The organism is Mesorhizobium sp. M0496 (assembly GCF_040321205.1).
Lineage (GTDB): Bacteria > Pseudomonadota > Alphaproteobacteria > Rhizobiales > Rhizobiaceae > Mesorhizobium.
Window position 1 is genome coordinate 34,274 of the sequence record NZ_JAMYRC010000005.1, and the last position, 12,759, is coordinate 47,032.

A 12,759-nucleotide genomic window follows, 5' to 3' on the forward strand; every position below is an offset into this window, starting at 1 on the left:
TTTCAAGCGTGGCTGTAGTGCAGCAGCGTCCATTCATCGACATGGACGCGGTCCTGCGGATGAACGACGAGCGTGGTGGCGGGATGTTCGATGATGGCCGGGCCGATCACTTCGTGGCCGGGCTGCAGGAGATCCATCTCGTAGAGATTGGCCTTGTGCCAGCGCCCCGCAATATAGGCCTCGCGCACGCCCTTGTGGGCGGCTGCCGGATCCGACTTGCCGAGCGGCCGCTTGAGCAGCACCGGCTTGACCTTGTCGGCGGTGGCGATGAGGCCAAGCTCGGTGATGGTGAAGCCGGCTTCACCATAGCGCGACACGCGGTGGTTGACCTTGGCGTAGACAGCCTCGAACTCGTCGATAACCCCACGCATGTCGTCGGCCGAATTGACCTCGGCCAGCGGCGCCATGACTTCGACGTCCTCGAGCTGGCCGGTGTAGCGCATCATCAGGAACGGCACGGTCCTGATTTTTTCGCGCGCGTGCCCGTCGGCGATCATCTCGCCGACCGCAGCCTTGGTCAGATCGTTCCACACCGTCGTGACCTTGGCGCCGAAAGCGGCCAGCGTCGCCTCGTCGGCACGCGACGGGATGTCATGCTGCGTCGACACGGAATGACGGCGCATGAAATCGGCGGTCGTGCAGCCGAAGGCGGAGAAGGCCGCCGCGAACTGGAAGGTGATGATGTCCTTGAAGCCGATGCCCCTGGAGCAGCCGGCGAGATGCAGCGGGCCCGAGCCGCCATAGGAGAGCAGCGTGAATTCGGAGGGATGGATGCCTTGGCCGGAAATGACGCGGCGCAGCGCGTTGTTGGCATCGGACTCCAGCATGTCAATCATGCCCTCTGCCGCCTCTTCGATACCAACTCCCAGCACGTTGGCGCATTTCTCCTCGAAGGCTTTGCGTGCCTTCTCGACCTGCAGCACGACTTTGCCGCCGAGAAAGTAATACGGGTTGAGTCGGCCGAGGATCGCGTCGCAATCGGCGATGGTCGGTTCGGTGCCGCCCCTGGCGAAGCAGATCGGACCCGGATCGGAGCCCGCGCTTTCCGGCCCGAGCGAGACCTTCCTGGTCAGCGGGTCGACCTTGAGGATCATGCCGGCGCCCGCACCAATGGTGTCTAGATGCAGCGTCGGCACATTGAGCTTGAAACGATCCATCAGCGGCTCGTTCTCGATCCGCGTCTGGCCGCGCGTGATGACGCCCATGTCGAAGGAGGTGCCGCCCATATCCGAGCAGATCAGTGAGTCGTTGCCGATCAGCTTGCCGACATAGGCAGCACCGAGGATACCGCCGATCGGGCCGGAGATCATGGTTTCATGGAGGCGCGGATGGTTGATAGAGGTCAGGCCGCCGAAGGAAAGCAGCGTCTGCACGCCATATTTGAAGCCGTATTTCTTCGAGACGTCCTCGATGCCTTTGAGCTGCTTGCGGCCACGCGAGGTGGCGTAGGCTTCGATCAGCACCGAATTCAGCCGCGACTGCTCGCGGATGACCGGGCGGACTTCGTGGCTGGTGTAGACGATGATGTCGGCGCCGGCCTTCTCGACCTCCGCGCGGCAGATTTCGGCGATGCGCTTCTCGTGCACCGGATTGACGTGCGAGAAGATGGTCATGATGCAGATCGCCTCGACCTTGTCGCCGATCAGCTTTTTCGCGGCGGCGGAGACTTCGTGTTCGTAGAGCGGCAGCACGATGTCGCCGAACTGGTCGATGCGCTCGGTGACGCCATGGGTGCGGCGGCGCGGCACCAGCGGATCGGGATGGTGATGGGTTACCGCATGCAGCCGGTCGGCATAGGAATAGTCGGCCCAGGCCTGCAGGCCGCGGCCCATCAGGATCATGTCCTCGAGACCCTTGGTGGTGATCAGGCCGAGCCGGCGGCCGGTGCGCGACAACAGAGTGTTGAGCATGCCGGTGCCGGAATAGAGCACGACGTTGACGCCGGAAAACAGTGATTCCAGCGAGATGCCCCATGCGTCCGCCGCGTCTTCTGCCGAAGCCAGAAAACCCTCGGCTTCATTCTTCGGCGTGGTTGCCGACTTGCCGATCTTGAAGTGGCCGTCCTGATCGACAAGGATCGTGTCGGTCATCGTGCCGCCGGCGTCGATACCGATGACAATAGGGTTGCCGACGATGGGACAGGTGAGGTTGGGTTGGGTCACGGTCGCCTCGGGATCTGGTCTAAGATGCAACAAGGCTAGATTGGTTGGGTGGCCTTGCGCCATATGCCTAAAGACACAATGACGGTTGGGCTGGGATCGCCGAGAAAAGGGCATGCGCATGGGCAATATCTGGGCGCCGCTCGCCAGGGCGATCGCCGCCACCGGCACGGACAGGCATGTCGACTGCCTGATCGACCTGATCGGCGCGGACATCGAGCACGACCTCGTCACCGTGACGCGCTATTCGGCGACGCAGACGCCCGAGTTCGTCAAGCACCGGCGCTTCTCGGATGAAATGGTCCGGCGCTATCTCGACAACTACTACGTGTTCGATCCGTTCTACGCCTCGTGGCGGCGCGAACGAAGGCTGGGCATCATGCCGCTAAAACGGCTTGCCAACGATGAGGCCAAGCGCGGCCAGTACATAGCCGGCTTTCTGGCCCAGTCGGAAATTTGCGACGAGGTCGGCATCATGCTGGCCGACGGCGGCGACTGGTGCCTCGGTATCTTCCTCGACCGCTCGACCACTTCATTCAGGGATAGCGAGATCTCACTTCTGGATGAGCGTTTGCCGGTATTCGAGGCGCTGCATGCGCTCGACATCAAGGCGCGCGGAACCGACTTCTCCCGAACGTCGGCGCCGACAGGCCCCGGCGCCTCACCCCGGCAGGAGCCGACCATCCCGGCCAGCCTGTGGCCGGGGCTGTCGCTGCGCGAGCGGGAACTTGTCCAGCTGATCCTCGCCGGTCATCCGACCGCCAACATCGCCGAGCGCCTCGGCATTGCCATCGGCACGGTCAAGAACCACCGCCGGCGCATCTACGAAAAGCTCGACATCACCACCGAGCGGGAACTGTTTTTGCAGTTCTTCCAGCACCGGTAGCGACTGCCTCCGCTGGCCCACCAATATCCCGTTCGGCGGCTTCGATCCCGCCTTGAACTTGGTCATCGATAACTTCACATTCGCTACCGATTGGGAGGAAGACGATATGCCGAGTTTCGCGGAACGGTTTGCCGGACGATCGGCCGTGATCACCGGTGGCGCCTCCGGCATCGGTCTGGCAGTAGCTCAGAGAATTGTCGACGAGGGCGGACACGTCTGCGTCTGGGATCGCGATCCTGTCCAAATCGAGCAAGCCAAGGCTGTCATCCCTGGCCTCCACGGTATTGCCATCGATGTCGCCGATGCCGCGGGAGTCGAAAGCGCCGCCGCGCAGACGATAGAAGCGCTTGGCGGTGTCGATGTCCTGGTCACCAGTGCGGCGATCACCGGCCCCAACATGACGGCCTGGAATTATTCGGTAGAGGACTGGCAGAAGGTCATCGACATCAACATCAACGGCGTCTTCTACTGCAACAAGGCGCTCGTGCCGCACATGCTCGAGCGCAACTATGGCCGCATCATCAACATCGCCTCGATCGCCGGCAAGGAAGGCAATCCCAACGCCTCCGCCTACAGCACCTCGAAGGCCGCTGTGATCGGCCTGACCAAGTCGCTCGGCAAGGAACTGGCCAAGACCAAGGTGACGGTCAATTGCGTGACGCCGGCCGCCGTGCGCACCGCGATCTTCAAGCAGATGAGCCAGGAGCACATCGACTTCATGCTGTCCAAGATACCGATGGCGCGCTTTGGCGAGGTCGACGAGGTGGCGGCGCTGATCTGCTGGATCGCCTCGGAGGAGTGTTCGTTCACGACGGCCGCCGTGTTCGACGTTTCCGGCGGCCGCGCCACCTACTGAGGCAGGACGCATCTCAATTCCGCGTGACGGTGCAACGAACGGGTGCTTACGGGCGTATATAGTCCCAGACTTCGAATCGACGATGACGCAAGGAAGCTATGCCGGGAACCATGACACGGGATGCAGCTATCGGGCGGGAGCTTGTTTCTTTTGCTTAAAGTCGAACCTGCCGCGCTGTCCGACGACGAGCTTCTGGAGCGCTATCAACGCGCCGCCTTCGACTACTTCCTCGAAAACGTGAACCCCGACAACGGACTGGTCGCCGATACGTCGCGGCCGAATTCGCCGGCCAGCATCGCTGTCGTCGGCTTCGCGCTATCTTGCTATCCGATCGGCGTCGAGCGCGGCTGGATGACGCGCGATGCGGCCGTGAAGCTGACGCTTGCCGCTCTGCGTTTCTTCTCGACCAGCCGGCAAGGCAATGGCGACGAGGTCACCGGCCACAAGGGTTTTTACTACCATTTCCTCGACATGCGGACCGGCCTGCGCGTCTGGCGCTGCGAACTGTCGATGGTGGATACCGCATTGCTGATATCAGGCATGCTGGTGGCAGGCGCCTATTTTTCCGACGACAATGGCGACGAGGCCGAAATCCGCCAACTGGCCGAGGCGCTCTACCGGCGCGTCGACTGGCGATGGGCGCAAGGCTCAAGCCCGACGCTCCGGCAGGGCTGGAAGCCGAAGAGCGGCTTTCTCCACTATGGCTGGGAAGGCTACAACGAAGCGGCGATCCTCTACGTGCTGTCGTTGGCCTCGCCCGACAGCCCGACCTCGGACAACAGCTACGAGGGTTGGACGGCGACCTATCAGTGGGAAAACATCTACGGCTACGACGTGCTCTATGGCGGTCCGCTGTTCATGCACCAGTTCTCGCATGCCTGGATCGACTTCGCCGGCATCCGCGACGCTTTCATGCGTGAGAAGAACTCGGACTATTTCGAAAACAGCCGCCGCTCGACCTACCTGCACCGCGACTATGCGCGCCGCAACCCTTACGGCTACGGCGGCTACGACGAGAACCTGTGGGGACTTTCGGCGGGCGACGGACCAGGCGGCTTTCGTGCCAGCGTAGCGCGACAGCGTCGCCGGTTTTCCGGCTATGCTGCGCGCGGCGCTCCTTTCGGGCCGGACGATGGAACAATCGCCCCATGGTCCTATCCGGCCTCGCTGCCCTTCGCGCCGGATATCTGCCTGGCGGCATTGCGCCATCTCGAGGATCGCTACCCCGAGGTGATCGACAATTTCCGGCTGCCGAGCGGCTTCAATCCGACATTGGCCAACCGGCGAAAATTCGGCCGCAACGGCTGGGTGTCGGAAGGTCACTACGGGCTGGATCAGGGCATCGTGGTGATGATGATCGAGAACCATCGGTCGCGCCTGATCTGGGAACTGATGCGATCCAACCCGCACATCCGCCGCGGCCTGGGCAGAGCCGGATTCAGCGGCGGCTGGTTGTCTCAGCCGGCAAGCTCGGCGTCAGGTGGCGGCGATGTCGCGTGACCGGACGACCATGGCCAACGCCTTCCCTGTCGACCGCGATGACATCGAGCTGATCAGGGGTGCCCATCCGCCGCTCTGGAAGAACCCGGAGCCAGATGGCCCATACAATCTTGTCGTCATCGGCGCCGGGCCAGCCGGCTTGACCGCTGCCAGCGAGGCGGCAAACCTCGGTGCGAAAGTCGCGCTGATCGAGCGCGGGCTGATCGGCGGCACCTGCATCAATGTCGGCTGCATCCCCTCGAAAGCGATCATTCGCACGGCCAGGCTCTATGCCGATATGCGCGATGCCGAGAATCTTGGCGGCGACGCGCAGGACCATCTTCACGTCGACTTTCAGCGTGCCATGACGCGGATGCGGCAGATCCGGCAGCGGATCAGTCGCGCCGATTCGGCTGCGAGCCTGGCCTCCGCAGGCATCGACCTCTATTTCGGCGAAGCGCGATTTTCCGGACCGGACGAGGTCACGGTTGCCGGGAAGACACTGCGTTTTAGAAAGGCGCTGGTTGCTACGGGCGCACGTCCGGCCCTGCCGACGATTCCAGGTCTCACCGAGGCCGGCTATCTCAGCAACGAAACCATGTTCGACCTCACAGAGTGCCCGAAACGGCTTCTGGTCATTGGCGGCGGACCGCTCGGTTGCGAGGCGGCGCAGGCCTTCTGCCTGCTGGGCGCGAAGGTCATCCTGGTGCAGCGGGAGCCGATGTTCCTGCCTGGCGAGGAACGCGACGCCGCTCAGATCCTTTCGGACGCGCTGGCGCGCGAAGGGATCGAGGTTCGCCTGAATACCGAGGCGGTGGCGGTGCGGACAGAAGGCGGCAAGAAGCTCGCCGACCTTTTGCGCGACGGTGACACGATGACGGTTTCCGTCGACGAGATCATCACCGGCATCGGCCGTTCGCCCAATGTCGACGGTCTCGACCTGGAGGACGCCGGGGTGGCGTACGACGCCACCGGCATCAAAGTGGACGACTACCTCAGAACCACCAATCCACGCATCTATGCGGCTGGCGATGTCTGCCTCGCATACAAATTCACCCATACCGCCGAGGCGACAGCCCACATGGTTGTTCGCAATGCCCTGTTTCTCGGGCGCAGGAAACTAAGCGAACTGGTTATTCCGTGGTGCACCTACACCGATCCGGAGATTGCCCATGTCGGCCTCTATCCGGTGGAGGCGCGCCAGAACGGCATCCCGGTCAAGACCTATACGGTGCTGATGCACGATGTCGCCCGTGCGGTGATGGATGGCGAGGAGGAAGGCTTTGTCAAAATCCACGTCAGGGAGGGGTCCGACCGCATCCTGGGTGCCACGGTCGTCGCCAGCCATGCCGGCGAGATGATCAATGCGGTGTCGCTCGCCATCCGGTCGGGCATGGGATTGCATGCGCTGGCCGACGTCATCCATCCCTTCCCGACGCAGGCACAAGGCATCAAGATGGCCGGCGACGCTTTTCGGCGGACAAGGCTCACCTCATTTCGGAGGCATCTGGCGAGCCGCTGGCTGGCATGGTCCAGGCGATGACCCCGTCCTGCTGGCATGCATTCCGGCAGACCTGTCGCCAGGCCGGTGCACCAGACATCCAAGAGATACGGCGCTTGACGAAAGCCCCGTTCGGCTAAACAAGTCGAAGCTGATTGTTGTGGCTTGGGGCCGTCGTGAATGTCGTCTGGAACAAAGCCTTTAATGCAGCGCCTGGTGCAACGTCCCGGGCGCCCGCTTTGAATCCTACGGTCTCCACGCGGAACGCCGAGCGGCGTGTGCTGGTCGTCTCCCATGATCCGGCCTTTCCGCCGACATCCGGCGCTGACCTGAGGAATTACCGCAATGCTGAGGCGACAGCGGAATTCGGCCCGGTCTGCCTGGTGTCGGTGCGGCCGCGGGCCGTGGAAGCCGCCGATCCGTCGATCCGCATCGAGGCTTTGTCTATCGAAGGAGAGGCCCGCTCCGGTTCGATCGGCTGGTGGCGCATACGAGCGGAGCATCGCATTTCGCGCTCCGCCTTGGCGCGGCTGGAGGCACTGGTCCGGGACTTCCGCACGGACACCGTGCTGGTCGAGGGCATCGGCCTGTTCAAGCTGCTGCGGCCTTTGCGGGCGCTGACAAAACAGCTCATCCTCGACATGCACAATGTCGAGTCCGACCTGGCGGGACAGTTGCGGCGCGCCGATGCGAAGCGACCTGCCGTGGCGACGATCACGCCAAGCCTTGGCATCAGGCGCCTCGAGAGAAAGGCGCTTGCTCTTGTCGATAGGGTCTGGGTCTGCTCAAGCCAGGATCGCGAGAGGCTGATGGCCCTCTCCCGGCACAAGGTGCCGATCGATGTCGTTCCAAACGGAATTCCCCACGCAGGGCATAGTCCCGAAACGCTACCCTCCGAGCCCGGACCCGGCAACGGCTTTCCGGTGATCCTGTTTATCGGCCATCTCGGCTATCCGCCAAACGTCGATGCCGTCGAGCGGTTAGCCGGCTCCATATTGCCGCGCATCCGACAGGCCTTTCCGGCCGCGACCCTGGTTCTCGCTGGGCGCAACCCGAAGCCCGCCGTGCGGGCGCTGGCCGGGTTGCCTGGCGTGGAACTCGTCGAAGACCCTGAAAGTGTGGCGCCGCTTTTGTCCAAGGCGCATCTCAGCATCATGCCGCTTGCGGCAGGCGGCGGCACACGCATCAAGATTCTGGAGGCGATGGCCTGGGGCGTGCCGGTGATCGCGACACCGCTGGCGGCCGAGGGCCTGGACCTGGTCGACAAGGAGGAGTTGCTGCTGTCGGATACCGATGAAGGGCTCGCCGACATGGCTGTCGAACTTTGCCTGGATACTGACCGCCGGGCACGGCAGCGCATCCGCGCGCATCAAGCGGTTTGGGCCAGGTTCAGCCCGCGAGCCATCCGCAATGCCGTCCGGGGCGGGCTGGGGTTGGACGAGACTGGCGCATAGCTTCAGGCCTAACGCTGGAAGCGACGGCAGTGTCAGTCGTGCAATTCCCGCGATATCGGTGGCCCGACCGAAAAGCCGGAGAATGTGACCTCGAAACCCTCGCGTTGCGGCGAACAGCACATCATGCCAACATCGACCGTTTTCGAGATCGGAAGTAGGCAAGCCGCACCGGCTTCCAGCGTCCGTCGGAAGCATCGAGGTACTGGACGCGGATCGTCTCGGCGTGACGGGTCAACCGGATCCTGACACCGTGCGGGCCAGCCGGAATGGTGGCCAGCGACCAGTCGGAGGCATCGTTGGTAACGACGACGGAAAAATACATCACGCCGTCGGTGTATTCGATACCGGCCTTGATCCAATGGGATTCGCTCAGCCGGAGCATCAACCCGGCCTGGTCGTAAAGCACCTGATAATCGCCCTTGACGGTGACCTCAGCGGTGAAATCGCCCTCGACTTGCTGGTACAGGAAGTGGCCGTTATCGCGCCAGAAATCGTAAAATGTCTCGCGCCAGAAATCGGTCTCCTTGCCGGTGCGCACACGGAGGCTGTCGCCGTCGATGGAATGCTGCGGCGGCGGATTGAGCCAGGTCAGGTCCCGCAATGTCATCTTCGCGCCGATCACTCCCTTGATGTGTGGCGGTTCGCCGGCCGAGCGGCCGGCGCCCGACCATCCCGGCTGATCGGCCGGTGGCCGATCAGCCAGCGAACGTGTAGGCGGTCTTCACCGTGGTGTAGAATTCCGCCGCGTAGCGACCCTGTTCGCGCGGGCCGTAGCTGGAACCCTTGCGGCCGCCGAACGGAACATGGAAGTCGACACCCGCCGTCGGCAGGTTGACCATCACCATGCCGGCCTCCGAATTGCGCTTGAAGTGCGTGGCGTGCTTGAGGCTTGAAGTGCAGATGCCCGACGTCAGCCCGAAGGGCGTGTCGTTGGCGACGGAAAGCGCCTCGTCGTAGTCCTTGACGCGGATGACGCTGGCGACGGGTCCGAAAATCTCCTCGCGCGAACTGCGCATGGCGTTGGTGGCCTGTGTCAGCAGCGCCGGCCGCAGATAGAAGCCCGGCGTCTTGCGGTCGAGCCGCTCGCCGCCGAAGGCGAGCGTGGCACCTTCCCTGACGCCGATGGCGATATAGTCCTCGTCCTGCTTCAGCTGCGTCGCGTCGACGACCGGGCCGATCTGGGTCTGCGCGTCGAGCGCATCGCCGATGACCAGCTTGCTCATGCGATCCTTGAGGGCATCGACGAAACGGTCGTGAATGGCGTCCGTCACAATCAGCCTGGACGAGGCGGTGCAGCGCTGGCCGGTCGAGAAGAAGGCGCCATTGAGCGCGCAATCGACGGCGACCGCGAGATCGGCATCGTCGAGCACGACCAGCGGGTTCTTGCCGCCCATTTCAAGCTGGAACTTGCGCATGTGCTCGATGCTTGCCGCAGCGACGCGCTTGCCTGTACCGACCGAGCCGGTGAAGGTGATGGCGTTGACATCGGGACTGTCGAGCATCGCCTGACCAACCACCGAACCCTTGCCCATGACGAGATTGAGCACACCCTTCGGCAGGCCTGCCCGATGCAGGATATCGACGATGGTCCAGGCGCTCTCGGGAACCAGCTCGGCCGGCTTGAAGACGACGGTGTTGCCGTGGCACAGCGCCGGAGCGATTTTCCAGGCCGGAATGGCGATCGGGAAATTCCACGGCGTGATGATGCCGACGACGCCGACCGCCTCACGCGTAATCTCGACGCCGACGCCCGGCCGCACGCTTGGCACGACCTCGCCCGACAGGCGCAATGTTTCGCCAGCAAAGAAATCGAAAATCTGGGCGGCGCGAATGGTCTCGCCGATGCCCTCGGCCAGCGTCTTGCCTTCCTCACGCGCCAGATTGCGGCCGATCTCGTCCTTTCGCGCCATGATCTCGTCCGAGGCCTTTTTCAGCACCGCGTGGCGCGCCAGCGGACCGGAGCGGGACCACGCCGGAAACGCCGCCTTGGCCGCAGCGATCGCCTGCTTGGCCTGCTCGACGCCCGCCGAAGCATAGTCGCCGACGATGTCACCGGTATCGGAGGGGTTGATGTTGCGGGAACCGGCCTCGCCGACCCATTCGCCATCGATGAGATTCTTTCGAAACAGTGTCATGTTCCTGTCTTCCCTGCTGGTTGGCCGCGCAGCGGCATCTGTCTGAACTGGTATTTGCCAGACAATTGCCTTGCGGGAAAGCAAACACTGAACCCGCAGCCGCGACAAAAATCCCCTTGGTTGCGGCCGCGCTGATGGCTTGGTGGCGACAGAGCCACCATCGAGCCTCAATCCGACTAATATCGGCGATGCATCATTCGGCTTGGGTCGGGATACTCTGTACACCTCTGTCCATAGCCTTGATTTGCCTAAGGCAGCGTGTCATGCGTCATGTCGATGGCAGCTCTCGAAACGACGATTCAGCGCGCCGGCGCCACCGGCAACATCAAGGCCACTCGCGAAGACTGGCTGAAGCTTGCGCTTGAAACGTTGATCTCGGACGGCGTCGAACGCGTCCGCGTGCTGACACTTGGCCAGAAGCTCGATGTGTCGCGTTCCAGCTTCTACTGGTATTTCAAGAGCCGGCAGGACCTGCTCGAGCAGTTGCTGGATTATTGGCGGCAGACCAACACCAGGTTCATTGTCGAACGCGCCAGGCGGCCTTCCGCGACCGTCATCCGCGGCGTGATGAGCATTTTCGAATGCTGGGTGGACGAAAGGCTGTTCGATCCGCGGCTGGATTTCGCGATCAGGGCCTGGGCCCGCCGCTCGCCTGCCATCAGACGCGCGCTCGATGAGGCCGACGAGGAGCGTGTCAACGCCATCCGCGACATGTTCATGCGTCATGGCTATGGGGAGGAGGACGCGTTCGTGCGAGCCCGCATCCTCTATTTCATGCAGATCGGCTATTACTCGCTTGAACTCAATGAGCCGATGAGCAGTCGCCTGACACACGTCGCCTCGTATCTGCGCAGCTTCACCGGCCAGGAGCCTTCGGCCAAGGATATCGAGGACTTCTCGCGCTATGTCGAGAAGACGCTTTCGCGCAAGCGTTAGCGCCATCATTTGTACACAAGACTGCAGCCTCTACTAGACATATGTGTACAATACCAATACGCTTCACCTCGAGAAATTCAGGCTTGTCCGGCACACCATGACCAGACGCTATTCCGCATTGTCGCTCCTCAAGGAGGGCTTGGCCGGCCAAACCGGCTGGCAGCCGGCCTGGCGCTCGCCCGAGCCGAAGCCGTCCTATGACGCGATCATCATCGGCGGCGGTGGCCACGGGCTGGCAACGGCCTATTACCTGGCAAAGAATCACAACATCGCCAGAGTGGCCGTGCTGGAAAAAGGCTGGATCGGCGGCGGCAACACGGCCGCAACACCACCGTGGTGCGCTCCAACTACTATTATGCGGAAAGTGTCGAACTCTACGGGCTGGCGCACCGGCTCTATGAGGGGCTGGCCAAGGACCTGAACTACAACGTCATGTTGTCGCAGCGCGGCATGGTCAATCTCTGCCATTCGACCGCCGAGATGGAGATCGGCGCGCGCACCGTCAACGCCATGCAGATCAACGGCATCGATGCCGAGCTGTTTTCACCAGACGATGTGCGCCGTGTGGCGCCCATCTACAATTTTTCGCCGGATGCGCGCTTCCCGGTATTCGGCGGCATCTGGCAAGGCAGGGCCGGAACGGCGCGCCATGACGCGGTCGCCTGGGGCTACGCGCGAGCGGCGAGCCGGCTCGGCGTCGACATCATCCAGAACTGCGAGATCACCGATTTTATCATCGAGGGCGGGCGCTGTCGCGGCGTCCAGACTTCGCGTGGCGCGATCCGTGCCGATCGCGTCGGCATGGCGGTGGCAGGGCACTCCTCGGTGCTGGCGGCCAAGGCCGGCTTCCGGCTGCCTATAAATTCCTATGCGCTGCAGGCTTGCGTTTCCGAGCCGGTCAAGCCGATCCTCGACACTGTGGTGCTGTCGCCCGGCTGCGGCGTTTATGTCAGCCAGTCGGACAAGGGCGAGATCGTGATTGGCGGCGGGCTCGACCGCATCCCGTCCTATGCGCAACGCGGCAATCTGCCGACGCTGGAGACGGTGATTGCCGGGCTGCTGGAGATGTTCCCGATCTTCGGCCAGCTCAAGCTGATGCGGCAATGGGCCGGCATTGTCGACGTCGTGCCCGATTCCTCGCCGATCATCGGCGAATCGCCACTGCCCGGCCTATTCCTCAATTGCGGCTGGGGCACGGGCGGCTTCAAGGCCATCCCCGCCGGCGGCACGCTGCTGGCGCAATTGCTGGCGTCAGGCAAGCACAACGACATCAGCCGACCCTTCGACCTCGATCGCTTCGCCAGCGGGCGGCTGATCGATGAAGCGGCCGGCTCCGGCATCGCGCACTAGAGG

The 12,759-nt window shown here is 63.1% G+C and carries 8 protein-coding genes and 2 pseudogenes; 7 read left to right on the plus strand and 3 right to left on the minus strand.

Features of this window, described 5'->3' with window-relative positions; translation table 11 throughout:
- Positions 1-2 precede the first annotated feature (2 nt).
- A complete protein-coding gene (locus NKI73_RS07220) occupies positions 3-2,162 on the minus strand; it encodes a hydantoinase/oxoprolinase family protein (protein WP_352628179.1) in 2,160 nt (719 codons plus the stop codon).
- A 112-nt stretch (positions 2,163-2,274) separates the two neighbouring features.
- Between NKI73_RS07220 and NKI73_RS07225 the strand changes: the two genes are divergently transcribed.
- The 5 genes from NKI73_RS07225 to NKI73_RS07245 all read left to right on the plus strand — a co-directional run bounded on the left by NKI73_RS07225 (position 2,275) and on the right by NKI73_RS07245 (position 8,335).
- Entirely contained in the window at positions 2,275-3,045 is a 771-nt protein-coding gene (locus NKI73_RS07225) for a helix-turn-helix transcriptional regulator (protein ID WP_352628180.1), read from the plus strand.
- Positions 3,046-3,151: 106 nt separating this feature from the next.
- Entirely contained in the window at positions 3,152-3,901 is a 750-nt protein-coding gene (locus NKI73_RS07230; protein ID WP_352628181.1) for an SDR family NAD(P)-dependent oxidoreductase, read from the plus strand.
- A 150-nt stretch (positions 3,902-4,051) separates the two neighbouring features.
- Complete coding sequence (locus NKI73_RS07235) at positions 4,052-5,401, plus strand: glucoamylase family protein (RefSeq protein WP_352628182.1); 1,350 nt, start codon at positions 4,052-4,054, stop codon at positions 5,399-5,401.
- Positions 5,391-6,923 carry a mercuric reductase gene (locus NKI73_RS07240; protein ID WP_352628183.1) on the plus strand — a complete coding sequence of 511 codons (1,533 nt, stop codon included), beginning with the start codon at positions 5,391-5,393 and terminating at the stop codon, positions 6,921-6,923. Before NKI73_RS07235 ends, NKI73_RS07240 begins: the two co-directional genes overlap by 11 nt.
- A 197-nt stretch (positions 6,924-7,120) precedes the next feature.
- Positions 7,121-8,335 (plus strand): glycosyltransferase family 4 protein, encoded by a 1,215-nt coding sequence (locus NKI73_RS07245; RefSeq protein ID WP_352628184.1) that lies wholly within the window; start codon positions 7,121-7,123, stop codon positions 8,333-8,335.
- A gap of 32 nt (positions 8,336-8,367) precedes the next feature.
- Here NKI73_RS07245 and NKI73_RS07250 read toward each other — a convergent pair.
- A pseudogene (locus NKI73_RS07250) lies at positions 8,368-8,942 on the minus strand (DUF1349 domain-containing protein).
- 88 nt (positions 8,943-9,030) lie between these two features.
- Positions 9,031-10,470, minus strand: a complete 1,440-nt coding sequence (locus tag NKI73_RS07255; protein ID WP_352628185.1) for an aldehyde dehydrogenase family protein — start codon at positions 10,468-10,470, stop codon at positions 9,031-9,033.
- Positions 10,471-10,746: 276 nt separating this feature from the next.
- On the opposite strand from NKI73_RS07255, the gene NKI73_RS07260 reads away from it, so the two are divergent.
- Together NKI73_RS07260 and NKI73_RS07265 are read left to right on the plus strand one after the other, a co-directional pair.
- Positions 10,747-11,406 (plus strand): TetR/AcrR family transcriptional regulator, encoded by a 660-nt coding sequence (locus tag NKI73_RS07260; protein ID WP_352628186.1) that lies wholly within the window; start codon positions 10,747-10,749, stop codon positions 11,404-11,406.
- Between the two features lie 97 nt (positions 11,407-11,503).
- Positions 11,504-12,756, plus strand: a pseudogene (locus NKI73_RS07265) (sarcosine oxidase subunit beta family protein).
- Positions 12,757-12,759 lie beyond the last annotated feature (3 nt).

What these genes read in the sequence shown, in the direction of transcription:
- NKI73_RS07225 (WP_352628180.1), top strand. Translation starts at nt 2,275, where the DNA reads ATGCGCATGGGCAATATCTGGGCGCCGCTCGCCAGGGCGATCGCCGCC.
- NKI73_RS07230 (WP_352628181.1), top strand. Translation starts at nt 3,152, where the DNA reads ATGCCGAGTTTCGCGGAACGGTTTGCCGGACGATCGGCCGTGATCACC.
- NKI73_RS07240 (WP_352628183.1), top strand. Translation starts at nt 5,391, where the DNA reads ATGTCGCGTGACCGGACGACCATGGCCAACGCCTTCCCTGTCGACCGC.
- NKI73_RS07255 (WP_352628185.1), bottom strand. Translation starts at nt 10,470, where the DNA reads ATGACACTGTTTCGAAAGAATCTCATCGATGGCGAATGGGTCGGCGAG.
- NKI73_RS07260 (WP_352628186.1), top strand. Translation starts at nt 10,747, where the DNA reads ATGGCAGCTCTCGAAACGACGATTCAGCGCGCCGGCGCCACCGGCAAC.